Genomic DNA, 25248 nt, shown 5'->3' on the forward strand with positions numbered 1-25248 from the left:
TCAGTTTCATCGTTGAAACTCCGCGCCATAGTCACTGGTGAGGTGGCCAGCCACGTGACGCGCCATCTGGAATGCAGATCATGGAGAAGTGCATGCTTGAAAAGCGTATCCGCAACGCGTCCCTCTTGAACAGGATCGTCAGCGCCGAAGAGGCTGCCGGCCTCATTCAGGATGGCATGACGGTGGGCATGAGCGGCTTTACGCGGGCCGGCGAAGCAAAGGCGGTACCGCTGGCGCTGGCCGAGCGTGCGAAGACGCACCCGATGAAGATCACCCTGATGACCGGTGCATCGCTTGGCAATGATCTCGACAAGACCATGGTGGAGGCGGGCATGCTGGCGCGCCGTATGCCGTTTCAGTCCGACCCCGCTTTGCGCAAGGCGATCAATGACGGCAAGGTGATGTTCATCGACCAGCACCTTTCTGAAACGGTCGAGCAATTGCGCGGCGGCCAGATCCACGGTGTGGATGTGGCCATCATCGAGGCGGTGGCGATTACGGCGGACGGCGGTATCGTGCCCACCACATCCGTCGGTAATTCGGCGAGCTTTGCCATTCTGGCCGAAAAGGTCATCGTTGAGATCAACCTGTCGCAACCCGACGTTCTCGAGGGGTTGCATGATATTTTCATCCCCGCAAAACGCCCGACCCGCATGCCCATTCCGGTGGTGGCAACGGACAGCCGCGTCGGTCTGCCGTTCATTCCGGTGCCGCCGGAAAAAATCGCCGCAATCGTCCTGAGCGCCAAGAGCGACAGTTTTTCGACGGTGCTGCCGCCTGATGACGAGACCAAGGCGATTGCCGGCCATCTCACCGAATTCCTGCTGAATGAGGTCCGTCATGGCCGCATGACCTACGAACTCCAGCCGTTGCAGGCCGGTATCGGCACCATCGCCAATGCCGTCATGCACGGTTTCATCGATACGCCGTTTCACGATCTCAAAATGTATTCGGAAGTTCTGCAGGATTCGACCTTCGAGCTTTTCGACGCGGGCAAGCTGACTTTCGCCTCCGGTTCATCGATCACGCTCTCCTCTGCCATGAACGAACGGGTCATGCCGCGACTGGCCGATTACAAGAGCAGGCTGATCCTGCGTCCGCAGGAGGTCAGCAATCATCCGGAGGTCATCCGCCGCCTCGGCATTATCGGCATCAACACCGCGCTGGAGTTCGATATTTGCGGGAACGTCAATTCCACTCATGTCGGTGGCACTCACATGATGAACGGCATTGGCGGCTCGGGGGATTTTGCCCGCAACGCCTATATGTCCATCTTCGTCACCAAGTCGATTGCCAAGGGCGGCGCAATCTCCAGCGTCGTGCCGATGGTCAGCCATGTCGACCATACCGAACATGATGTGGATATTCTGGTCACGGAAATCGGGCTGGCCGATCTGCGCGGCCTTGCTCCGCGTGAGCGCGCTGCGGTCATTATCGCAAATTGCGTGCACCCCCACTATCGCGATGCCCTGACGGACTATTTCCAGCGAGCGGTGGCACGCGGCGGACATACGCCGCACCTCATTGAAGAGGCGCTGTCCTGGCACAATGCACTTCGCGAAAGGGGCACGATGCTGCCGCAGCGATAGAACTCGCCTGCACGTTACAATCACGTCTCCCGGCTCCGCAAGGCGGGAAAATTGGGTCTGTTTGGACACACCGGCGCGGAAATCTCCGCGCTTGCGCGATGGTTGCTGGCGCGGCAGTTCCGCCTCCGGTAGAAATTCCTGTCCTATGGCCGCTATCCGGCTGCCTTTGGGTTGCAGGAGAATGATGTGATGCCCATCCGCTTCGTAGCCATAATCGCGATTGTTGCGCTGCTCGCTGGCTGCGGGGGGCGTCCCATCGGGGTCATGACGCCAACAGGGCAGACCGTGGCGGGAACCACGCCCGTCAATCTCCTGGTCGCCACCACGCGAGCGCCCTCGGACAATGCAGCCGTGCTTTTCGGCGGCGAACGCGGAACCGGCTTGAAGGTCGATGCCGTCACCATCTCCATTCCGCCCAAGGCCAACCGCAAGGTCGGGCAGGTGCAGTGGCCGAAGAAGCTGCCGCCTAACCCTCTGAAGGATTTTACCACGGTGGCGGTTGAGCCTGTTCGTTCCGAAGCGGAGACGAAAAGCTGGATCAGCAAACATATCCATAAGGACCGCCGCGTTCTGGTCTTCGTGCACGGTTTCAACAATCGTTACGAGGAATCGGTCTATCGCTTTGCGCAGATCGTCTATGATTCCGGCTCGGATGTCGTGCCTGTGGTTTTCACATGGCCGTCACGGGCGAGTATTTTCGACTATAATTACGACAAGGAAAGCACCAATTACTCGCGCGATGCGCTTGAGGAAATGCTGACCCGTCTGGCAAAGGACAAGTCGATCGGCGAGGTCACGGTCATGGCGCATTCCATGGGCACCTGGCTTGCCGTGGAGGCGCTGCGCCAGATGGCCATCCGCAACGGCCGCGTCGATCCGAAGATCAGCAATGTCATTCTGGCAGCACCAGATCTCGATGTGGACGTGTTCAGCCGGCAGTTCGCCAGCTTCGGCAAGGCGCCGCCGAAATTCACCCTGTTCGTCTCGCAGGATGACCGTGCGCTCAGCCTGTCACGCCGCATTTCCGGCAATGTCGACCGTCTGGGCCAGATCGACCCTTCCGTCGAACCCTATCGCAGCCAGCTGGAAAAGGCTGGCATCACTGTTCTTGATCTGACCAAGCTGCAATCCGGTGACCGGTTGAACCACGGCAAATTTGCAGAAAGCCCTGAAGTCGTGCGCTTGATCGGCGACCGCCTCATTGCCGGCCAGACTGTGACGGATTCCGATGTCGGTCTGGGGGAGGCGCTGGGCGCGGTCAGCATCGGTGCCGCGCAAACTGTCGGAACGGCGGCAAGCGTCGTGGTCAGCGCGCCCATTGCGGTGTTCGATCCGCGCACGCGTGAAAATTACGGCAGGCAGGTGGAGAGGCTCGGCCGCTCTGTTGAAAACACCGTCGGATCGGTTGGTGATACGGCCGGCTCCGTGGTGGACGATCAGGCAGTTCAGTCTTCGAGAGTGAATTGCGACGCCGCCGCCAATCGTAACCGGGCGGAGTGCCGCAATCGCTAGATCACGATGAGAAGTGTATGGCGAAAACCATAAGCGATTTTCGCCATCCAGCTCGCGCAGATTTGTATACAGCTTGTATTTTTACCTATATGGTCGGGTCAACAGCTCAACTTCCGGAGTAAGATCCCATGCGTTGGAAACGCACCCTGCAGCTTCTCGATGTTCATTGCGAAGGCGAAATCGGCCGTGTCGTCACCGGCGGCGCGCCGAAAATTCCCGGCAACACCGTGGCCGAGCAGCTTAACTGGATGAATACCGATCCAAAAGGGGAAGCCCTGCGCCGCTTTCTGACGCTGGAGCCGCGTGGCACGCCCATGGGGTCAGTCAATCTTTTGCTGCCGCCGAAGCACCCGGATGCCCATACAGCCTTCGTCATTCTCCAGCCGGATCAGGCGCATGCCAGTTCCGGCTCCAATTCCATCTGCGCGACGACAGCACTTCTGGAAAGCGGCATGGTGGAGATGCAGGAACCGGAAACGGTCGTCATTCTGGAAACGGCCGCCGGTCTGGTCAAGGCCACCGCCACCTGCCGCGACGGGCGCTGCGAAAAGGTCAAGCTGACCATGGTGCCGTCCTTCGTGCATGAGCTGGATGTGACCATCGACACGCCCGAATGGGGCAAGGTGACGATGGATATTTCCTATGGCGGCATCTTTTACGCGCTGGTCGATGTGCGTCAGATCGGCCTGACCATCGAAAAGTCCAATGCAGCGAAACTGGTTGCTGCGGGCATGATCCTCAAGGACCTCGTCAACAGTGAAATGACGGTCGTGCATCCCGAAATCCCCGCCATATCAGGCGTGGCCTATGTGATGTTCCGCGATGTGGATGCCGATGGTTCCATCCGCACCTGCACCACCATGTGGCCTGGCCGGGCGGATCGCTCGCCCTGCGGTACCGGCAATTCCGCCAATCTCGCCACGCTTTATGCGCGCGGCAAGGTGAAGGTGGGAGACGAATACAAATCCCGTTCGATCATCGGTTCGGAATTCGATGTCGGCCTTTCCGCCGTCACCGAAGTGGCAGGTCGTCCGGCGGTCATTCCCACCATTGCCGGGCGCGGTTTCACCTTCGGGCTGCACCAGGTCGGCCTTGACCCCTTCGATCCCTTTGCGGACGGCTTTGCCATGACGGATGTGTGGGGTCCCGAAGCGGGCGGCATCTGAGGCTCGCTTCAAAAAAATGACATTTACAGCCGCCCGATGCCTCTCGGCGGCTGTTTTCCTGTGACGAAAGATGCTAAGCGGGCGCCAATTCCGTCATGCTCCGAGGTATCCCGATGAAGTCGCTCACCCTTCGCCGCCCTGATGACTGGCATCTGCATCTGCGCGATGGCGCCATGCTGGAAGGCGTGATCGGGGATACGAGCCGCCATTTCGCCCGCGCAATCATCATGCCGAACCTGGTGCCACCGGTGGTCACCTGCGCCGATGCCCGCGCCTATCGCGAACGCATCGTCAAGGCCATTCCGGCGGGCGACCGTTTCGAGCCGCTGATGACGCTTTATCTCACCGAGGACACGCAGGCCGACGACGTGGAAGAGGGCAAGAAAAGCGGTCTTATCACCGCCGTGAAGCTCTATCCGGCCGGCGCGACCACCAATTCCCACGGCGGCGTCCGCGATTTCAACAAGGCGATGCCGGTTCTGGAACGCATGGCGAAGATCGGCCTGCCGCTTTGCGTGCATGGCGAGGTGACGACGCCGGAGGTCGATATTTTCGACCGCGAGAAAGCCTTCATCGACACGATTCTGGAGCCGCTGCGCCAGCGCCTGCCTGAGCTCAAGGTGACGATGGAGCACATTACCACCCGCGATGGCGTGGACTACATCAAGTCGTCCAAGGCCAATCTCGCCGGTTCCATCACCACTCACCATCTCATCATCAACCGCAACGCCATTCTGGTCGGCGGTATCAAGCCGCATTATTACTGCCTGCCCGTCGCAAAGCGCGAGGAGCACCGCTTGGCACTCCGTGCGGCCGCGATTTCGGGTGATGCCCGCTTCTTCCTCGGCACCGATTCCGCCCCGCATGTCGATCCGCTGAAGGAATGCGCCTGCGGCTGCGCCGGCATCTATACCTCGATCAACACCATGAGCTGTCTTGCGCATGTCTTCGAGCAGGAAAACGCTCTCGACAAGCTGGAAGCCTTCGCTTCCCTCAACGGCCCAGCCTGGTACGGGTTGGCGCCAAATGAGGAGACGATCACGCTGGTGAAGCGCGATGAGCCGGTGTCGTTTCCCGCCAAGATCGAGACGGGCGCCGGGCCGGTGACCGTATTTGATCCGATGTTCCCGCTTCATTGGGACGTGAGCTGATTTTTTTTAATGACCGCCGGCACTGCCGGCGGTTTTGTTATGAAGGCCGAAAAAGGAGAACGCCTATGAACCATTTCACATTCACTGACCGCACTGTCGTTGCAGAACTGGTTGCGAAGATGTTGTGGGAAATCAAGGCAGTCCACTTCAATTCGGAAAGCCCGTACACCTTCGCGTCGGGCATGAAGAGCCCTGTTTATATCGACATGCGCAAGCTCATTTCCTTCCCGCGTATTCGCTCGGCGGCGATGGATTTTGCGGCAGCGGCGGTGATGCGCGAGGCCGGTTTCGAGAAATTCGACTGTGTCGCGGGCGGTGAAACGGCGGGCATTCCCTTCGCGGCTTTCCTTGCTGAGCGTCTTGGCCTGCCGATGATCTATTGCCGCAAGAAGCCAAAGGGCCATGGCCGCAACGCCCAGATCGAAGGCCATATGCCGGAAGGCGCCCGCGTGCTCGTCATTGAGGACCTGACGACGGCTGGCGGCTCGATGTTCACCTTCATCGACGCCATCCGCGCGGCAGGCGGCATTGTCGATCACGGTATTGCGCTCTTCTATTACGGCATTTTCGAACAGGCCGAAGCGCGCTTCGCCAATGGCAATGTCAAGCTGCATTATCTCACGACCTGGCGCGATGTTCTGGCTGTTGCCCGGGCTGAAAAGCTGTTCGACGAAAAGACCCTGTCGGAGGTCGAGGCCTTCCTCGATAACCCGCTGCCTTGGTCTGCAAAGCGCGGCGGCGTCAGCGAATTGCCGCAATCTTAATTTCGGATGCGGCCAGCCAGCTTGTGGCTGGCCTTCCGATCGATCTTCGTCTAAATCGATTTAAGTCCATTTGATTTGCTGTTTGAGGAGGACCGTAATGATCCTGTGTTGTGGTGAAGCCCTGATTGACATGCTGCCCCGGCAGACGACGCTGGGTGAGGCGGGTTTTGCCCCCTATGCAGGCGGAGCGGTCTTCAACACGGCCATTGCGCTCGGGCGTCTCGGTGTCCCGTCCGCGTTCTTCACGGGTCTTTCCGATGACATGATGGGCGATATCCTGCGGACAACCCTGCGGGCGAGTAACGTGGATTTCAGCTATTGCGCAACACTTTCGCGGCCGACCACCATCGCCTTCGTCAAGCTCGTCGATGGCCATGCCACCTACGCCTTTTATGACGAAAACACCGCCGGCCGGATGATCACCGAGGCCGAGCTTCCGGCCTTGGGCGCCGATTGCGAGGCGCTGCATTTCGGCGCGATCAGCCTCATTCCGGAACCCTGCGGCAGCACCTATGAGGCGCTGATGGTGCGCGAGCATCAAAGCCGAGTCATCTCCCTCGATCCGAATATCCGCCCCGGTTTCATCAAGGACAAGCAGTCGCATATGGCCCGCATCCGCCGTATGGCTGCCATGTCTGATATCGTGAAATTCTCCGACGAAGACCTCGAGTGGTTCGGTCTGGAAGGTGACGAGGACACGCTCGCTCGCCACTGGCTGCATCACGGCGCGAAACTGGTCGTCGTGACCCGTGGCGCCAAGGGTGCGGTCGGTTACACCGCCAATTTCAAGGTGGAAGTGGCTTCCGAGCGGGTGGAGGTCGTCGACACCGTCGGCGCGGGCGACACCTTCGACGCCGGCATTCTCGCCTCGCTGAAAATGCAGGGGCTTCTGACGAAGGCGCAGGTCGCTTCGCTGACGGAAGAGCAAATCAGAAAGGCTTTGGCGCTCGGCGCAAAGGCTGCTGCGGTGACCGTCTCGCGAGCTGGCGCAAATCCGCCCTTCGCGCATGAAATCGGATTGTAAAGGATATGGTTGAACCGTTTTGAAAAGGCGGTTCACCACTCCTGCCTGGGCCAGGGTCGTAAAAAACCGATATTTGGATATCAAGAAGCTTGTGTCGGCCGGTCTTTCACGAAACAAGCATCGCATGAGCGTTCCAACAACCCATCCTTTCGATTTCGACCCGACCTATGGCATGCGGCGCGAGCAGTTGCTGGCCATTATCCCGCCTGAGGCGCCGCCGGGCTTTGATGATTTCTGGAAGAAGCGTTATCGCCGCGCGCTGGCCACGGATCCGCGACCGGTGCTGCGCAAGAGCAAACTCAGCCATCCCCGCTGGCATGTTCTCGATATCTCATACACATCCACCGGCGGCTTCCGCATCGGTGGATGGATGCTTCTGCCGCGCAAAGGACAGGTGCGGCGCGGACTTGTTGTCGGCCATGGTTATGGCGGGCGGGGAGAGCCCGATTTCGATGTGCCGGTTGAAGAAACGGCCGTGCTGTTTCCCTGTTTTCGCGGGCTTTCGCTAAGCGCCTGTCCGCCGATTTCGTCTGACCCGGCCCTTCATGTCCTCTACAACATCGACAGAAAAGACGACTACATCATCGGTGGCTGTGTCGATGATCTGTGGATCGCCGTCTCCACGCTCGTCACGCTCTATCCATGGCTGGAGGGGCAGGTGGGCTACAGCGGCATCAGCTTCGGGGGCGGGATTGGGGCTTTGGCGATACCATATGATGCGCGCATTGACCGGGGCCATCTGGTCGTACCGACATTCGGACACCGGCCGTTCTGGCTGACGCTGCCGACCGTCGGCAGCGCGGATGCGGTCCAGACCTATCAGAAGACCCATGCCAATGTGCTGGAAATGCTGCGTCTGTTCGATGCCGCTTCTGCGGCTTCCCGCATAAAAGTGCCGATGCTGGTCGCGCCCGCCCTGTTCGATCCGGCGGTGGCGCCGCCGTGCCAGTTTGCGGTTGCCAATGCCCTGCCGTTCTCAAAATTTAATGAAATCTTCATCCTAGACGCGGGACATTTCGAATACGCTGACAGTGCATCCCAAGATGCGGTCCACAGGGACAAGGTCAGACAGTTTTTCAAGGTGCCATGAAACGCGAATATCTCCGCTGGTATAGTCAAAGGCTTCATCGTGATATGGAGCTGTTGATATTCGGTCATTCTGGCGCCAAGGTGCTGATGTTTCCCACACGCGACGGGCGCTTCTTCGAATATGAGGAAATTGGCCTTGTCGACAGTCTGGCCGATAAAGTGGAGGCCGGTCATCTTCAGCTCTATTGTATCGAGGGGCTGGCCAAAGAGACCTTTTATGCGGCCCATAATCACCCGTCCGAGCGCATTCGCCGCCATGCCGCCTTCGAAGATTATATTCTCAATGAAGTGCTGCCGCTGATGGCTGAGAAAAACCCGCATGGCGATACCATCGTGCAGGGCTGCAGTCTCGGCGCGTTCCAGGCCGCCAGCCTCGTCTTTCGTCACCCACATCTTTTCCGCAAGCTCGTCGCCTTTTCCGGCCGCTACGATCTGACGATGAAGGTGGAAACCTTCGGCGATCTGTTCGACGGTTACTACGATGACGATGTCTATTTCCACATGCCGAGCCACTTTCTGCCGGACCTCGCCTGCGGCTGGCGGCTTGAAAACCTCCGCCGCATCGACATGGTTTTCACCATCGGCGATGCCGATCCGTTTTTGGACAACAATCATCACCTGAGCCGGGTTCTTAACGACAAGCAGATAGGGCATCAGTTGCATGTCTGGGAGGGACGTGCCCATCGGGCAGGCCCCTGGCGCAAGATGGCGGCGCTGTATATCTGAGGCGACCGGCGCCGTCTCAGGCGAGGAGAAATTCCATCAGAGCATTCTGCGCGTGCAGAAGAAATGCCTTTGCGGGCCGGCTTTGACAGGCCGGATGGGTCATTGCATCTGCCGTCACTTCCTGACCACGGGCGACCGGTGGGCAGGGTAAAAAGATCACCTCGGGCTGCATCCTGTCGAGAAGGGATGCGGATATGCGGTAGTCGATCAGGATATGATCCGAACCGGCGGGCCAGGAATCGGTAATGACCACATCCGCGTCGAGCAACTCCGCCATATCAGAGCTGGCCCGGAAATTCGGGTTGATGAGCGCAGCATCGGTGACGTGCCATTGTTCGGGGTAAACTTGTGCGACCTGAATTGGCAGGGAAATCGAGGCCTCGACCCACGAGCGCAAAATATTGGCATCCGGCGCGACGCCGACGATCTTGAGACCGTCGACCCGGCCTCTCAAGCTTTTGATGTGGGCAAGATCGCCAAGCGTCTCGCAGGGATGATTGGACTTGGTCCGCGCGTTGATGACGGGTGCGCGCATTTCGCCCGCAAGCGCCCGGAGGGTCGAGAGTTCTTTCGTGCGGATAATGACTAGATCGAACCAGTTGTCGAGATAGCCCGCCAGGTCGGCAATTTCTTCGCGACCATTAAAGCTGATCGGGACGGTGACACAAATACCGCCCATGGCCTGAATGCCGAGATCGAAGGCAGCGGTGTTGCGCCAACCGGTGTCGTCGACGATCAGCCCGATGCGTTTTCCCTTGAGCAGCTGTGCCATCGTGCCCTTTGACCAGTCCTGCGCCAGACTGCCTGCACGGTCTATGATCGACAGCACCGCATCTTCAGGCAGGTCATGAAACGCCAGAAAATCCTTGCCTTGCCGCAGTGCCATATGTGCCTCCAATCGGCGTTCCATCGATGCTGAATTGAAAAAGCCGGAAGTTTCCTTCCGGCTTTCGTAATTATCAAGGGAGCAAGGATTTTACCCCGCCAGTCCCGACAGCGCTTTCACCAGACCCTGTGTCGAGCTGTCATGGCCGGCTGCACTTTCCTTGCCTTCAACGACGGGAAGCAGGCCGGTTGCCAGTTCCTTGCCAAGCTCCACACCCCACTGGTCGAAGGAGTTGATGCGGAACAGCACGCCTTCCACGAAGACGCGGTGTTCGTAGAGCGCGATCAGACGGCCAAGCGCAAATGGCGTCAGCTTGTCGTAGACGAAGGTAATGGACGGGCGGTTGCCGGTGAAAACGCGGTGCGGCGCGATGAAATCGGCTTGGCTGTCTTCCATGCCCTTGGAGGTGAGCTGGGCTTTCGCTTCGGCCAGCGTGCGGCCCTTCATCAGGGCTTCCGACTGCGCCAGGCAATTGGCGATGAGAAGCTGGTGCTGATGGCGCAGTTCCGGTTCGAAACCGTTGGCGGCGATCATGAATTCCGCCGGAATGACGCTCGTGCCCTGGTGGATGAGCTGGTAGAAGGCGTGCTGGCCGTTGGTGCCGGGTTCGCCCCAGACGACCGGGCCGGACTGGCCTTCGACAGGTGTCCCGTCGATCGTCACGCCCTTGCCGTTCGATTCCATGTCGAGTTGCTGCAGATAGGCAGGGAAACGCGACAGGCGCTGGTCATAGGGCAGGATCGCCCGTGTGGAATAGTTTAGCACGTTGCGGTGATAAAATCCGATGAGACCGAGCAGCATCGGTAGGTTTTCACGGATCGGTGCCTCGCGGAAATGCTTGTCCATGGCATGCGCGCCATCCAGAAACTTTCCGAAATTCTCCGGCCCGATGGCGATCATCAGCGGCAGGCCGATAGCCGACCAGATCGAATAACGTCCGCCAACCCAGTCCCAGAAACCGAAGATGCGATCGCTCTCGATGCCGAAGGCGGCAACCTTTTCCAATGCTGTCGAAACGGCGGCGAAATGGTGCTTCACAGCCTCTTCACCCAGCTTTTCGGCAATGAAACGGCGCGCGGTCGCGGCATTCGTCATCGTTTCGATTGTGGTGAAGGTTTTGGAGGCGACGATGAAGAGCGAGGTCTCGGGATCAACGAGCTTCAGCGTGTCGGCAATATGCGCGCCATCAATATTGGAGACGAAATGCGCACGCGTACCATCATGGAAAGGCGCAAGCGCCAGCGTCGCCATGACGGGGCCGAGATCGGAGCCGCCGATACCGATATTGATGATGTCGGTGATCTTCTTGCCGGTCGCACCTTTCAGGGAACCGGAGCGAATGGCGTCGGCAAACTTGCCCATGGCGGTAAGAACGGCGTTCACATCCGGCATCACATCCTTGCCGTCAACGAGAACCGGCGTGTTGGAGCGATTGCGCAGTGCGGTGTGCAACACGGCACGATCTTCGGTGAAATTGATCGCCTTGCCGGAGAACATCTCCTCGCGCTTTGCCTCGACGCCACCGTCGCGCGCCAGCTGTTCGAGAAGCGTGACGATTTCGTCATTAACAGCGCATTTGGAATAGTCCATCAGCAGGTCATCGAATTTGGCGCTGAAACGGCTGAATCGTTTGTCGTCGGCCGCAAAAGCAGCGCGCAGATCGGTTGCGGCTGTGCTGCTTGCCGTTGCTTTCAGTTTTTCGATGGTGGCCTGCATCTCGTGCTCCTCGGCTTCCTGGAAGGATGAGGAAACTATTCTTTTTCAGGCGACCAAATCAAGGCGACTTCGGTAAAAGAAATGGACTGGGAGAAAAGAAAAGAGCCGGTTACCCGGCTCTCGTCCTTCAGTTCAGATTGCGCAACTCACGCCGCAAGATCTTGCCGACGTTCGATTTCGGCAGCTCCGTTCGGAACTCGATGATTTTCGGCCGTTTGTAGTTTGTCAGGCTTTTGGCGCAGAAGGCCTTGAGTTCTGCTTCCGTCAGCGACTGATCCTTCTTGACGACGAAAAGCTTGACGGTCTCGCCGGAATGTTCGTCGGGAACCCCGATGGCCGCGCATTCCAGCACGCCGGGATGGCTGGCGGCCACTTCCTCGATCTCGTTCGGATAGACGTTGAAACCGGAAACGAGGATCATGTCCTTCTTGCGGTCGACGATCTTGGTGTAGCCGCGCTCGTCCATGAAGCCCATGTCGCCTGAACGGAAGAAGCCGTCTTCGGTCATTGCTTTCGCGGTTTCATCCGGCCTCTGCCAGTAACCGGCCATGACCTGCGGCCCGCGAATGCAGATCTCGCCGACCTCGCCGGTCGGCAGGCTTTTGCCTTCCTCGTCGCGAATGTCGATTTCCGTAGAGGAAATTGGCAGGCCGATGGTGCCGCTGAATTCCGTGGCATCGAGTCTGTTAACGGTGGCAACGGGCGATGTTTCCGATAGCCCGTAACCTTCGGCGATCGGGCAACCGACCATGGAAAGCCAACGCTCGGCCACCGGCCTCTGCACCGCCATGCCGCCGCCGAGAACGAGAATGAGCGAGGACAGATCGAGCTTGCGGAAATCCTCATTGTTCATCAGCGCGTTGAACAGCGTATTGATGCCCGGAAAAATATGCGGTCGATAATGCGACAACTCTTTCACGAAGCCGGGAATATCGCGCGGATTGGCGATCAGCAGGTTATGGCCGCCAAGCGCGATGCCCATCAGCGAATTCACTGTCAGCGCAAATATGTGGCACAGGGGTAGCGCGCAGATGAAGTTGAGGACTTCTGGACGGTCCTTGCGTTGGGTGAAAGCGGCATCCAGCCACAGGCTTATCTGGGCCTTGTTGGCCAGAAGATTGGCGTGGGTGAGGATCGCACCTTTGGAAATGCCCGTCGTTCCGCCGGTATATTGCAGGAATGCGATATCCTGCGGCAGGAGGCGGACCGCCTTCAGGGAAAAACCCTGACCTTCCTTCAACACGGCCTTGAAGCTGATGGAGCCGGGAATAGCGTAGGCCGGCACCAGTTTCTTCACCTTGCGAACCACAAGATTGACGATATGTCCCTTGAGGCCGAGGAGATCACCCATGGCTGCAACGACAACATGTCTGACCGCGGTTTTCGGCACCGCCTGCTGCGCCACATGGGCGAAATTCTCCAGTACGAAAAGCGCTTTTGAGCCGGAATCCTTCAGCTGGTGTTCCAGCTCGCGCGGCGTATAGAGCGGATTGACGTTGACCACGATCATGCCTGCCCGCAAAATTCCGTATACGGCGACGGGGTTCTGCAGGATATTCGGCATCATCACGGCAACCCGGTCGCCTTTTTCCAGCCCTCTGGATTGCAGCCAGGCGGCCACCGCGCGGGTTTCAATATCCAGATCCCGGTAGGTCAGGGACTTTCCCATGCTGGAAAAGGCCTTCCTGTCGGCAAATTTCGCGCAGCTCTTTTCGAGAAGTTCGACAAGGGAGGTATTGGCAGATGCGGGGATTTCGGAAGGTACGCCCGGCGGGTAGGATGCCAGCCAGCGCTTCTCTGCGCTGACATTTTCCGGATGTCCCAGGGACAATTCACTCATGCTTCTCCTCCCAGAGTCTGTGTCGCGCCGTGCGTTCGATGGAACGCATGAAAGGCGCTATAAGCTGCCTGATCATCATGAGACCCCCAATCAACCGGCGTAACGGCCGGATTGAGGGAACCGCATGTGGCGTCACCGGATCGACTGCTCCTCCGCTCCCGATGACGAATGATAGACGTCTAATCACCTGACGTCCATCGTATCGGCAAAGCCTATTTAACTCTAACGTAAACGTCAATATTCCTGCCGAACATCTCGCAACCTCGTGAATGGAAACCTATTTTCCTCGCCTTTTGACTTTAATCCTGATTTGAGCGATCAACATAATTCGCAAAGCAGGGCAGGATTGGAAATGGCAGGCAACGCAGCGCTTGAACTGAAATCGGTCGGAAAAAGATTCGGCGATACGGATGTATTGTCCGATATCGATCTGACCGTCGAACGCGGCGAAATCATTTGTCTGGTGGGACGTTCCGGCTGTGGAAAATCGACCCTGCTGCGCATTATAGCGGGTGTAGAAACGCCGGATCATGGCAGCGTTTGTGTGAATGGCGCAGTCGTTGCTGGTCCGGCTGGCTTCGTGGAACCGGAAAAGCGCAATATCGGTTTCGTCTTTCAGGATTATGCGCTCTTCCCGCATCTCACCGTCGAACAGAATGTGATGTTTGGTCTCAGGTCATTGCCAAAGGCCGAGGCCCGCCGCCGGGCTGCGGAGATGATCGAGCACGTTCATCTGCAGGAGTTGGCCAAGCGCTACCCGCACACGCTTTCGGGCGGTGAGCAGCAGCGCGTAGCCCTCGCCCGCGCCCTTGCCCCGCAACCGGGCCTGCTGTTGATGGATGAGCCCTTTTCCAATCTGGACCGGGGATTGCGCGACACTGTGCGCGAGGAAACGCTGGGCGTCCTGCGGCAACTGGGCACGACGGCGATCATGGTCACCCATGATCCGGAAGAAGCGCTTTCCGCCGGCGATCGTGTGGTGCTGATGCAGCGCGGTCGTATCGTCCAGAGCGGCACGGGCTACGAAATCCACGATCATCCCAAAAGCCGCTACGCCGCCGATTTTTTCTGCGCCTTCAACAAGATCGAGGGCAGGGTGAGGGAGGGGCGGGTGGAAACGCCGCTCGGGCCTCTGGGCGATGCGTCCGGTCTGGCGGAAGGTCTTGCCGCCACCGCCTATGTTCGCCCCAATGCGATTTCGATCATCGAGGACAGCGCTGCCAAAGACGGGATTGCCGGCGAAATATCAAGTCGTGTGTTTCTCGGCGAGATCGAACAACTCGGCATAGCCGTTCCCGGCCTTCCAGCCGACCTGCGCGTCAGGACGATGCAGCGCACACCCGCCAAGACCAAGGCCGTCCGCTTCGGCATCGATCCGAAGGGTGTCCTGATATTTACCTGAAGTTGAATGAGCGGATTTGCATGTTTATTTTCGCTCCATTTTCAACTGTTGGTGATCGAAACCCGTCTGAAAACGGCCAAATAAAACTTGATTTGATACGTCATGTATGATGTTTGCTCCCCCTATATTGCGCATCGAAGAGGGAGACACACCATGACGAAATTTGCCAAACTTGCCCTGCTTGCCAGCACGGTCGCCTTTGCAGCGGGATCAGTCAGCGCTGCTGAACTGAATATCTACACCACGAGAGAGCCGGCCCTGATCCAGCCCCTGCTGGAATCCTTCACGGCCTCCAGCGGTGTCAAGGTCAACACCGTATTCCTCAAGGATGGCCTTGCAGAGCGCGTTCTGAGCGAGGGTGCAAGCTCACCTGCCGACGTGCTGATGACGGTGGATGCCGGCAATCTCGTCGATCTCGCGGAAAAGGGTGTTACTCAGCCGGTTGAATCCGAAACCCTGAACAAGGCTATTCCGGCGGAACTTCGCGACGCCAAGGGCCACTGGTTCGCACTTTCCATGCGTGCCCGCGTTCTCTATGCGGCGAAGGATCTAGACCTTGCCTCCTTCAACTATGAAGACCTGGCAGATGCGAAGTGGAAGGGCAAGATCTGCATTCGCGCCGGCCAGCATCCCTATAATACGGCTCTCTTTGCCGACTACATCGCTCACTATGGCGCAGCGGACACCGAAAAGTGGCTTGCCGGCGTCAAGGAAAACCTGGCCCGCAAGGCAGGCGGCGGCGACCGTGACGTTGCCAAGGATATCCTCGGCGGCATTTGCGATATCGGCATCGCCAACTCCTATTATGTCGGCCTGATGCGCTCGGGCAAGGGCGGCGAGGAGCAGGTGAAGTGGGGCGACGCGATCAAGGTCGTTCTGCCGACGTTCAAGAATGGTGGCACGCAGGTCAACATCAGCGGTGCGGCTGTTGCCAAGAACGCTCCGAACAAGGCCGAAGCCGTCAAGCTTCTGGAATACCTTGTTTCGGACGAAGCCCAGAAGATCTATGCCGAAGCCAACTTCGAATATCCGGTCAGGCACGGCGCAGCACTCAACGACATTGTTGCCTCCTTCGGCACCCTGAAGGTTGACAACAAGTCGCTGACGGAGATCGTCTCTCATCGCAAACAGGCGAGCGAGCTGGTCGACAAGGTCGGTTTCGACCAGTAAAGGCCAATTGGCGACAACAAGTTGGAAGGCGTTCGCATCCGCGGGCGCCTTCCCTGTATTTTCAAGAAGCTCATGAATCCAGACGCCGTCCAGCCATTGATGCCCCGCGCAAGACCAAGGTTTTCATCCTCCTTCTGGTGGCTGAGCCTGTCTCTGGCAGCGGTCTGTGGCGCCATGCTGCCGGTTCTGGCACTCGTCTCACAGGCGGTGCAGGGGTCTGATGGCCTGTGGTCCCATCTCGGTTCCAGCGTGATTTTGACGGCTTTGCCGGATACCGCCGTTCTGATGCTCGGCGTCGGGTTGCTGGCCGGTGTTATCGGCACATTTGCCGCCTGGCTGGTTACGGCCTATGATTTTCCCGGCCGCAAAATACTGGAATGGGCGCTGCTGCTGCCACTCGCCATGCCCACCTATATCGTCGCTTACGCCTATCTCGATATCCTGCATCCGATCGGGCCGGTGCAGGGGGCGATCCGCTGGCTGCTCGGCTATTCCAGCCCGCGTGAATTCCGCCTGCCGGACATAAGGTCCATGACGGGCTGCATCATCCTGCTCGGTTTCGTGCTGTTTCCCTATGTCTATATTCCCGTGCGCGCCATGTTCCTCACGCAGGCGGGCAACCTGCTTGAAGCGGCGCGCACGCTTGGCGTTTCCAGACGCGCGGCTTTCTTCAAGGTTGCGGTGCCTTTGGCGCGCCCGGCCGTCGCGGTCGGCATCAGCCTTGCCCTGATGGAAGCGCTGAACGATATCGGCGCATCGGAATTCCTTGGTGTCCGAACACTCACCGTTTCGGTCTATACCACATGGGTCACGAAATCCGACCTGCCCGGTGCGGCGCAGATCGCGCTTTCCATGTTATTCATCGTGGTTGCCCTCGTGGCATTTGAACGATGGGCGCGGCGCAAGCAGCGTTATACCGTGTCGGCGCAGAAAAGCAGGGAACTGGAGCCTGTGCGTCTCACCGGTCTTAAAGCTTGCGGTGCCTTTGCGCTCGGCAGCCTGCCGGTTCTGATCGGCTTCGTGGCGCCGGCAAGCTATCTCGTCACCGAGGCATGGAAGCGTTTCCGGTTCAGCGGACTGTCGTCCCGTTTTGCCGATGAGGCTCTGAATACCATCCTCTTTGCCGGACTGGCGACGGCGATCACCCTCGTCCTCGGCCTTGCGGTCGCTTACGCGATGCGCCTTGCTCCGGGACGCCTCTCGCTCTGGTCCTACCGGCTTTCCACGGTAGGTTACGCGGCCCCCGGCACGGTCATCGCCATAGGTGTGCTGATTGCGCTTGGCGGCTTCGACCGGTTTGTCGACCAGACCATGCGCGACTGGTTCGGCATATCCACCGGTCTCATTTTCATCGGCAGCGGTGCGGCCCTGATTTACGCCTATTCGGCGCGGTTCCTCACCATTGCGGCTGGCGGCGTTGATGCCGGCCTGAGTCGTATCCCGCAATCCTTCGATCACGCCTCGCGAACGCTGGGACGATCCGCAACACAGACATTCAGACAGATCCATCTGCCGCTTTCAAAGGCATCGCTGGCCGCCGCCGCCTTGCTGATCTTCGTCGATTGCGTCAAGGAACTTCCCGCCACACTCCTGTTACGGCCGCTGAATTTCGAGACTTTCGCAACCCATCTTTACGGTGAGGCGGCGCGTGGCACCTACGAGGAAGCGTCGATTGCGGCACTGGCGATCGTCGTCATCGGCATCCTGCCAGTCATGCAGCTTGCAAGGATCGGGCGGCGCAAGGGCTGACGCCTGCACCATAAATGACAGGCGCAAAACTTTGCGAGAAGCCAATAAGCTTCAAATCTCCCCAGAAAATGACAAGCATCCGGCCTTAATCCTGATGTAAATACTCAGCTTAATTGAGGTGCTGCGGCCTGCCGTGTATAAACGTCGGCCGTGATCTGTTTCGGGGCATATCTTGAAAAATTTGCATGAGATGTTTTTGGGCCGCCTGGCTTTGGGAACGGCTGCCATTGTTTTGATGGCGCCATTGGTAGGTCACGCACAGCAGACGACCGTCCTGCGTGAGATCACCGTCGAGGGGCAGGGCGCGGAAAACGCCACTGGTCCGGTCCGGGGGTACGTTGCGAAGAAAAGCGCGACGGGTTCGAAAACTGAGACGGAAACGAAGGACATTCCCCAGTCCGTATCGGTCGTCGGCCGAAAGGAAATGGATGACCGTGGCGTCGTGACCAAGATCGACGAGGTACTGCGCTACACGCCCGGCGTAACGGCGGAACCTTTCGGCACCGACCCGGATACGGACTGGTTTTACATTCGCGGTTTCCAGGCAACCCAGACCGGCGTGTTTCTGGATGGGCTGAACCTGTTCAGCTACGGTTTCGGCGGTTTCCAGATGGATGCCTATGGTTTGGAGCGGGTGGAGGTGCTGAAGGGACCGGCTTCGGTGCTCTACGGCGGCGCCAATCCCGGCGGCATCGTGCAGATGGTTCGCAAGCGCCCGCAGGATGAGCCAGTCCGCGAAACGGAAATCGGCATCAACAATTTCGGCAATGCTTTCTTCGGTTTTGATCTCGGCGACAAGATCGATGGTGAGGGCGTGTGGAAATACCGCGTCACTGGCAAGGTCTCGGGCGGCGATAATTACACCGACTACTCCGAGGATCTGCGTGGCTTCATCATGCCGCAGATCACCTTCGAGCCGGATGCTCAGACCAGTGCCACGCTCTACGGCTATTTCTCGGCGCTGGATCAGGTCCATGTCGGCAATGGCTTCCTGCCCTATGTCGGGACTGTGGTTGACGCACCTTTTGGCAAGCTCGACCGCAAGGCCTTTTATGGCGAGCCTGATATCGACAATGGTCGCGTCTACCAGTCCATGGTGGGTTACGAAGTCAGCCACGAATTCGACAATGGCTGGAAGATCAGCCAAAACGCCCGCTACGGCCACCTCTACAAGCACGAAACCGGACCCTATGCGGGCGGCTGGGCCAATACCGACGCCAATGGCCAGCCAATCCTCGATGCCACCACCAATGACTATATGCTGACCCGCTTTGGTTATGACGGCCTGTCGAAGGTCGACAGTTTCGGCGTCGACAACCGCGTCGAAGGCCAGTTCGATACCGGTGCTGTCAGCCATTCGTTGCTCTTCGGTCTCGATTATAAATACTACAAGCTGGATCAGGTGCAGGCGTGCTGCGGATCGAATGCGATCGGTGCGCTCAACCCGGTCTATGGTTCGACGCAGGGAACGAATTTCGTCTACGCCAATAACGTGGTGACGCAGCAGCAGATCGGCATCTATGCACAGGACCAGCTGCGTTTCGGCGATGGCTGGCTGGTAACGCTGAACGGGCGCTACGATTACGTCGATACCGAACTGAACAACAGGCTGCCAGCGGGTGTGTCTCGCCGCTCAAATGACGATGCGCTAAGCGGTCGCGCCGGTCTTGCCTATGAATTCGACAATGGCCTGACGCCCTATGTCTCGGCGGCCACCTTCTTCAATCCGCTCATCGATACACTTGCGGATGGCAGCTCCGCCGTACCCGAGGAAGGACATCAGTTCGAGGCCGGTATCAAATACGAGCCGACCTTCTTCGATGGCAGCATCACCGCCTCTGTCTTCAAGCTTGTGAAGGACAACGCCATCGTTTCCTATACCGCCGGCGGCGTAACGACGAGCGGCCAGTTCGGACAGGTGGAGTCTACCGGCTTTGAGCTGGAGGCGAAGGCCAATCTCACCGACAACTGGAAAACCATCGCCTCCTATTCCTATACCGATCTCGATATCACCAAGGACGCCAATCCTAACCTGATCGGCAAATCTCCGTGGATCGTGCCTGCTCACACCGCGTCGCTTTGGGTGGATTACGCCTTCACCGATGATACGTTTGAAGGCCTCAGTATTGGCGGCGGCGTGCGTTATCAGGGCAAGTCCTGGGCAGATGCGGCAAACACGCTGCGTGTTCCGGATGCTGCGGTCTTCGATGCCGCGATCCGCTACGAGAAGAACGACTGGACGGCATCCGTCAACGTCGCGAATGTCTTCGACAAGGAATACGTCAAGAGTTGCGCCGGCGTCTCGGTTTGCGGCTGGGGTGACAGCCGCACCATCACCTTCAAGCTTTCCAAGAAGTGGTAACGGGTAGCTGGCAGTTGCGGGAAAAATAGTTTGCCCCTATAAACATGAATAATCTTATCATGTTTATAGGGGCGCCTTTGCGCCTTGCGGGATCGAGAGGCCATGGCTTTCCGCGTTCGGATGGAAAATGAGATCGAGGGCTTTGCCGTTATCGGCGGTCCACGCTCGCGGGTGTGGAACGGCATCGTCGCCGATCTCTGGGACGTGCGTTGCGCATCGAAGGCGGGTGGCCGCTATGTCGGCAAGGACCCGCGTTTCGTTTTCCTGCTTGATATGGATGGGACGGATGATGGCCGGTTCATGATGAACCGTAGCCGCCGCGACAATTACGCGTCATCCGAAGCGAACCGCATTTCCTTCGTACCGGCCGACCTGGATATACATGCGGAACTCAGCAATGTTTCCTTCGTGCGCCATCTCGATCTGCACTTCGATGCGGGATTGCTGGGGGCGCGGCTGGTGCAGGGGTTCGATCCGCACGGGTTGCTCGATCCGCACCTGATGTTCGAGGATGAGCGCCTGCTGGTGCTTGCGCGGCTGATCGCCGCCGAATGTGATAATCCAGACCCTTTGCACGATCTATACGGCGAAAGCCTCGTGCTGGCGCTATTGACGGATTTCCTCAAGGTGAAGCGGGAGCCGGTCAAAAAACGCAGCAAGCTGGCCTCCTGGCAGTTGAGGGCGGCGACCGATTACATTCGCGAACATTGCCTGCGGTCGATAAGGCTGGAGGAACTGGCAGAACTCACCAACCTGTCGCAATCCCATTTCAGCCACGCCTTCAAGGCGTCGACAGGCGTACCGCCGCATCAGTGGCAGATGCAGGCGCGTATCGATCGGGTCAAGGACCTGATGATGCGAACCGACATGGCGCTGACCGACATCGCCATCGCAGCCGGGTTTTCGGATCAGGCGCATTTTTCCCGCGTCTTCCGTAAAATGGTCGGCGTTTCTCCTTCCGTCTGGCAAAAAATCCGCCAATAGGGCTTTTCCGCGCCTCCTGATCCGCGTCTTCAGTCCGCAGCGCGCGAAAAGCTTCGGAACGAATTTCCGGTGAAGGGGTTTACCAGGCGTAATAATCACGAGGAAAAACCAAGGAGGAAAGACGTTATGTTGCATCAAGAACCACGTGCCGGGCAGGACCCTTACGTCAAGGATACACCGAGCCTAATCGCCAGCGACAAGGTTGAGGGCACGCGCGTCTATGGCGCCGATGGCAAGCATATCGGCTCGATCCAGCGGATCATTCTGGAAAAACGCGGCGGCCGTGTCGCTTATGCGGTTTTGAGCTTCGGTGGCTTTTTCGGAATCGGCGACGACTATTATCCGCTGCCGTGGGAAAAGCTCCATTACGACGAAGAGCTTGATGGCTATCGCATCGATCTTACCAAAGAGCAGATCGAAAATGCGCCTCACTTCGCCAACCTGGACGATGACGACCTGCTGCATGCGCGAGACCGCAAGGTTTACGACTACTACGGCGTCGCACCTTACTGGATGTAGATCGAACGAAATATAGCAAGCATGAAAATGGCCCCTCTCGAGGGGCCATTTGTCGTCTGAATATGGTCAGTGCGGATTTTTCTGCATCTCGGAAACCGCATCGGTAAAGCACTTGCGCGCTTCCTCCGGCGATTTGCGTCCATCAAGCGCAGCGCGGCAGGCGCTTCTGGCTCTCACGAAACTCAATCCGCGAATTTTGGGCCAGCCTTCCGTCAATAACATCAGTGCCTCGAACGGGCCGGCGATAACGCTTTTGCCCTTCGCCTCGAGATTGACCTCGACAGGCTCTGTCCATCTCTCGTTCTTCATCGTGCACCTCCCAGAGCAACGCGATCCCGAAATACACCCGACAGCAAAGCAACCCATGAACGCAGCCGTGTGTTACCGCTGATTAGAATAAGCGCAAGCGATCGAATTGACAACGGTGATCAACGAAAGCCGAAAAACGACAGAATCGCCAGAACGATGACGACGAGGCCCACGATGTAGATGATCTGGTTCATGATTTTCTCCTTAGCTGGTGTCATCACCATAACGTGAGGGAGAAGATGAGGTTCCAGTCGGTATTGCGAATTTAATCACGTACTAAAATATTGTGCGCATCTGATGGTTGTCCCGTCATATGCCGCGCAAATTTCATTTGCGCAGGATCACCCAGATCGCGTGAATGATGCCGGGAATGTAACCGCAAAGCGTGAGCAGGATATTCAACCAGAAATGCAGGCCGAGTCCGACTTGGAGAAACACGCCAACCGGCGGAAGAATGATGGCGATGAGAATACGAATGACATCCACGGTGGCAAGCTTTCCATTTGATTGCGACTTGCTGCTCAACGTGCGGAGGCCTGTTTGGTTTCAAAGGTTTTATGATTGCAGCAGCAGCGCCAAATGACGATTTCCGCCAGTGGACAACGCCGCGCCAAAGGCAACTAAGTCTCGGAAATGAATTTTTTAGGAAGAAATGGTGCCGCTTACGTGACTCGAACACGTGACCCCGTCATTACGAATGACGTGCTCTACCAACTGAGCTAAAGCGGCCCGATTGTGACCCGTTTGTTACGGATCAGCTTCATGGCGGGCTGATACAGGCAATGCTGACGGATTTCAAGCCTTGAATGCGCGGGTTTCGAAAAATCCGAAAAAAAGCTTTGCCTGCCCGTTGTTTATAGGTGGCCTCAGCCTCTCGCGCAGATGCGCTGTCTGGCTGCCTCATACTCGCGTACCAGCCGATCGACGAGGTCAGCCACCGGCTCCACCACCTTGACCGCTCCGATGCCTTGTCCGGCGCCCCAGATATCCTTCCAGGCCTTTGCGCCGCCGGTGGCGGTTTCAAAGTCCATCTTGGAAGGGTCCGCTTCCGGCAGGTTGTCGGGGTCCATGCCTGAGGCGACGATCGAGCTTTTCAGGTAGTTGCCGTGTACGCCCGTGAAATAGTTCGAATAAACGATGTCTTTGGCCTGTGCCTCCACGATCGCCTGCTTGTAAGCGTCGGAGGCCCGGGCTTCCTGCGTCGCGATGAAGGGGGAGCCTATATAGGCCATATCCGCGCCCATGGCCTGTGCCGCAAGGATGGAGCCGCCATTGGCGATGGCGCCGGCCAGCAGCAGGGGACCATCGAACCATTCGCGGATTTCCTGAACCAGGGCGAAGGGTGAAAGCGTGCCCGCATGTCCGCCGGCACCCGTTGCCACTGCAATCAGCCCGTCCGCGCCCTTGCGGATGGCGGAGCGGGCGTGGCGATCGTTGATGACATCATGCAGCACGATACCGCCATAGGAATGCACGGCCGCATTGACCTCCGGTACTGCACCGAGCGAGGAAATCACCACCGGCACCTTGTATTTGACGCAGAGGCCGAGATCGTGTTCCAGCCGCCGGTTGGACATATGTACGATCTGGTTGACGGCGAAAGGAGCGGCCGGGCGCTCGGGGTTGGCCTTGTTGTGGGCGGCCAGCTCCTCGGTGATCATTGCCAGCCATTCGTCCAGCTGGCTTTCGGGCCGCGCATTCAGCGCCGGGAAAGCGCCGATGACACCCGCCTTGCATTGCGCCAGCGTCAATTGCGGATGCGAAATAATGAATAGCGGTGACGCTATGACCGGAAGACGCAGATTGTCTTTCAGCACGGACGGCAGCATGTCTCCTCCCACGAATTACGTTTACGCGCACGTAAGTCAATATCGTGTTCGGCAGCGGATTGAAAGCGAAAACAGCGTCGCACTGGCCCGGCAGACCTGCGCTCGCAGCGCCACAATGGATCGATTTTCCCCAAGGCAATCCGGTCTTTATCGCAAACGATGCTTGCGGAGGCGCGGCATAGCCGTTACCGAATCTTAAACCAATGGCGCACTGCCACATATTTTTTGCGAAGAGCAGTAGAATAAGGATCGGTCGTGAGCGGACTGGAAACGGCAATCAGAAATGCTCTGGAAAAATCGGACAGATCGAACGCCGAAGTTCGTGCACGAATTTACCAATCGTCCCGTCAGGCACTGGAAGCGGGCCTGCGCAAGCAGGGCATAGACGACCCGCAGATTGTGGGCCAGCAGCGCCAGCGGCTCGAAAGCCTGATCCATGTTATAGAGAATGAAGAGCGGAATCGTCTTCTGGACAGGGTGGAGCAGCAGTTGCGGCCGCCTGTGCCGGAAAGTGCGGCGCATGACGGCCCCTCGGTCGATCCCGTCTCACAATCGCAGCATCACGGCGATATGGCCGTCGAGCCGGAATTGCGTGGCGAAACGCGCGATGTGCGGCCGGGCGCCGCTGCCGCTCCGGAACCTCTGAGTGCTGGACGTCGTAATGGAAAACCGCCAAGAAGAGGCTCCAGCGCAGGTGACGCCTCGCTCGCGTTTCGTCCGGAAGGTGCCGTTGGCCGCCGCAAGCGTCGCGGACTTTTCGCCCGGCTTTTCATGCTCGTATCGCTCTTGGCCTTTGTCGGTTTCGGCGCCTGGTGGGTCTATTCCTCCGGCCTGCTGCTCACGCCGGAGCAGCGCGATACCAGCGTGCCCAATCCGCCGGCACAAGTCCAGGCGGAGGACTTCAACGGTACTGAGCCCGCGCCGAGCCTTTCCGCCGGCCGCGGTTTTTCCGACGACTGGGTGGAAGTATTTAATGCGGAGCGCGGCAGTTCCGGAGTTTCGGCAGGCCCCCGCGCCAATGTCGAGAACATTGCCACACCCGCCGGCAAGGCGATACGGGTGACGTCGAGAAGCGTCTCTCAGGACGGCGCAATCAGCGTCGAGGTTCCGGTGGAAGTGATGCGCGACATGGCGGGTAAATCCTCGACCATCTCGATCACGCTGCAATCCTCCAGCGATCGGCAAACGCAGGTTTCCGTAGCATGCGATTTCGCCACGTTGGGCGATTGCTCCCGTCACCGTTTCACGGCCACGGCCGAGCGTGCGGATATGCTGCTGAACACGACGTTCGAGCGTTCGCTTGCCCCGAATGCGCCCGGCAAGATCTTCATCAACAGCGATATCGATGGCAATGCCCGCCCGGTGAACCTGTACTCCGTGCGCATTTTGCCGGGTCAGTAAGAATCCAGCAAGAAGAGGGAACAAGCGCCGCAGCCGGGGCGCTTGTTGACGTCTCCCAGT

At 58.4% G+C, this 25248-nt stretch carries 21 protein-coding genes and 1 tRNA gene; 15 read left to right on the forward strand and 7 right to left on the reverse strand.

From position 1 onward, the window contains the following. Positions 1-92 precede the first annotated feature (92 nt). From G6L97_RS00355 to G6L97_RS00390, 8 genes are all read left to right on the forward strand, one after another. Positions 93-1589: an acetyl-CoA hydrolase/transferase family protein gene (locus G6L97_RS00355; RefSeq protein WP_174002589.1), complete on the forward strand. Its 1497-nt coding sequence runs from the start codon at positions 93-95 to the stop codon at positions 1587-1589. 189 nt (positions 1590-1778) lie between these two features. Beyond that, positions 1779-3101, forward strand: a complete 1323-nt coding sequence (locus G6L97_RS00360; protein WP_013635402.1) for an alpha/beta hydrolase — start codon at positions 1779-1781, stop codon at positions 3099-3101. Positions 3102-3229: 128 nt separating this feature from the next. After that, entirely contained in the window at positions 3230-4267 is a 1038-nt protein-coding gene (locus G6L97_RS00365) for a 4-hydroxyproline epimerase (protein WP_111782839.1), read from the forward strand. Between the two features lie 113 nt (positions 4268-4380). Further along, complete coding sequence (gene pyrC / locus G6L97_RS00370) at positions 4381-5418, forward strand: dihydroorotase (RefSeq protein WP_111782838.1); 1038 nt, start codon at positions 4381-4383, stop codon at positions 5416-5418. Between the two features lie 65 nt (positions 5419-5483). Beyond that, positions 5484-6182: an orotate phosphoribosyltransferase gene (locus G6L97_RS00375; RefSeq protein WP_003514873.1), complete on the forward strand. Its 699-nt coding sequence runs from the start codon at positions 5484-5486 to the stop codon at positions 6180-6182. Positions 6183-6279: 97 nt separating this feature from the next. After that, positions 6280-7206: a carbohydrate kinase family protein gene (locus G6L97_RS00380; RefSeq protein WP_003514875.1), complete on the forward strand. Its 927-nt coding sequence runs from the start codon at positions 6280-6282 to the stop codon at positions 7204-7206. 124 nt (positions 7207-7330) lie between these two features. After that, positions 7331-8296: an acetylxylan esterase gene (locus G6L97_RS00385; protein ID WP_065661600.1), complete on the forward strand. Its 966-nt coding sequence runs from the start codon at positions 7331-7333 to the stop codon at positions 8294-8296. After that, complete coding sequence (locus G6L97_RS00390) at positions 8293-9021, forward strand: esterase family protein (RefSeq protein WP_111782837.1); 729 nt, start codon at positions 8293-8295, stop codon at positions 9019-9021. Before G6L97_RS00385 ends, G6L97_RS00390 begins: the two co-directional genes overlap by 4 nt. Before the next feature lie 16 nt (positions 9022-9037). Here the strand turns inward: G6L97_RS00390 and G6L97_RS00395 are convergent, their stop codons facing one another. From G6L97_RS00395 to G6L97_RS00405, 3 genes are all read right to left on the reverse strand, one after another. Next, a complete protein-coding gene (locus G6L97_RS00395) occupies positions 9038-9907 on the reverse strand; it encodes an ornithine carbamoyltransferase (protein ID WP_174002590.1) in 870 nt (289 codons plus the stop codon). Positions 9908-9997: 90 nt separating this feature from the next. Further along, positions 9998-11623, reverse strand: coding sequence for a glucose-6-phosphate isomerase (gene pgi, locus G6L97_RS00400; protein ID WP_019564395.1), 1626 nt, complete (start codon positions 11621-11623; stop codon positions 9998-10000). A gap of 127 nt (positions 11624-11750) precedes the next feature. Next, the gene (locus G6L97_RS00405; protein WP_003514883.1) at positions 11751-13463 is read right to left on the reverse strand and encodes a long-chain fatty acid--CoA ligase; all 1713 of its coding nucleotides are present in this window, start codon (positions 13461-13463) and stop codon (positions 11751-11753) included. 352 nt (positions 13464-13815) lie between these two features. Between G6L97_RS00405 and G6L97_RS00410 the strand changes: the two genes are divergently transcribed. The 6 genes from G6L97_RS00410 (at position 13816) to G6L97_RS00435 (ending at position 21649) form a co-directional block, all read left to right on the forward strand. After that, positions 13816-14865, forward strand: coding sequence for an ABC transporter ATP-binding protein (locus G6L97_RS00410; RefSeq protein WP_013635410.1), 1050 nt, complete (start codon positions 13816-13818; stop codon positions 14863-14865). A gap of 153 nt (positions 14866-15018) precedes the next feature. Further along, a complete protein-coding gene (locus tag G6L97_RS00415) occupies positions 15019-16035 on the forward strand; it encodes an extracellular solute-binding protein (protein ID WP_111782836.1) in 1017 nt (338 codons plus the stop codon). A gap of 72 nt (positions 16036-16107) precedes the next feature. After that, a complete protein-coding gene (locus G6L97_RS00420) occupies positions 16108-17784 on the forward strand; it encodes an ABC transporter permease (RefSeq protein WP_065659891.1) in 1677 nt (558 codons plus the stop codon). A 190-nt stretch (positions 17785-17974) separates the two neighbouring features. Next, on the forward strand, positions 17975-20146 hold the full coding sequence (locus G6L97_RS00425) for a TonB-dependent siderophore receptor (protein WP_003514891.1): 2172 nt from the start codon (positions 17975-17977) through the stop codon (positions 20144-20146). 102 nt (positions 20147-20248) lie between these two features. Next, complete coding sequence (locus G6L97_RS00430; RefSeq protein WP_162686714.1) at positions 20249-21130, forward strand: helix-turn-helix transcriptional regulator; 882 nt, start codon at positions 20249-20251, stop codon at positions 21128-21130. Positions 21131-21256: 126 nt separating this feature from the next. Beyond that, positions 21257-21649, forward strand: coding sequence for a PRC-barrel domain-containing protein (locus G6L97_RS00435; RefSeq protein WP_003514894.1), 393 nt, complete (start codon positions 21257-21259; stop codon positions 21647-21649). Positions 21650-21715: 66 nt separating this feature from the next. On the opposite strand, the gene G6L97_RS00440 is transcribed toward G6L97_RS00435, so the two are convergent. The 4 genes from G6L97_RS00440 to G6L97_RS00455 form a co-directional block, all read right to left on the reverse strand. Beyond that, the gene (locus G6L97_RS00440; protein WP_003514896.1) at positions 21716-21958 is read right to left on the reverse strand and encodes a DUF982 domain-containing protein; all 243 of its coding nucleotides are present in this window, start codon (positions 21956-21958) and stop codon (positions 21716-21718) included. Between the two features lie 327 nt (positions 21959-22285). Beyond that, positions 22286-22444 carry a YqaE/Pmp3 family membrane protein gene (locus tag G6L97_RS00445; protein ID WP_111782940.1) on the reverse strand — a complete coding sequence of 53 codons (159 nt, stop codon included), beginning with the start codon at positions 22442-22444 and terminating at the stop codon, positions 22286-22288. Positions 22445-22611: 167 nt separating this feature from the next. Continuing rightward, positions 22612-22687 (reverse strand) — tRNA-Thr (locus G6L97_RS00450). 137 nt (positions 22688-22824) lie between these two features. Beyond that, positions 22825-23787: an NAD(P)H-dependent flavin oxidoreductase gene (locus tag G6L97_RS00455; protein WP_003514899.1), complete on the reverse strand. Its 963-nt coding sequence runs from the start codon at positions 23785-23787 to the stop codon at positions 22825-22827. A 255-nt stretch (positions 23788-24042) separates the two neighbouring features. On the opposite strand from G6L97_RS00455, the gene G6L97_RS00460 reads away from it, so the two are divergent. Further along, positions 24043-25188, forward strand: coding sequence for a hypothetical protein (locus G6L97_RS00460; RefSeq protein ID WP_111789076.1), 1146 nt, complete (start codon positions 24043-24045; stop codon positions 25186-25188). Positions 25189-25248: the final 60 nt, after the last annotated feature.

Source organism: Agrobacterium tumefaciens, assembly GCF_013318015.2.
GTDB lineage: Bacteria > Pseudomonadota > Alphaproteobacteria > Rhizobiales > Rhizobiaceae > Agrobacterium > Agrobacterium tumefaciens.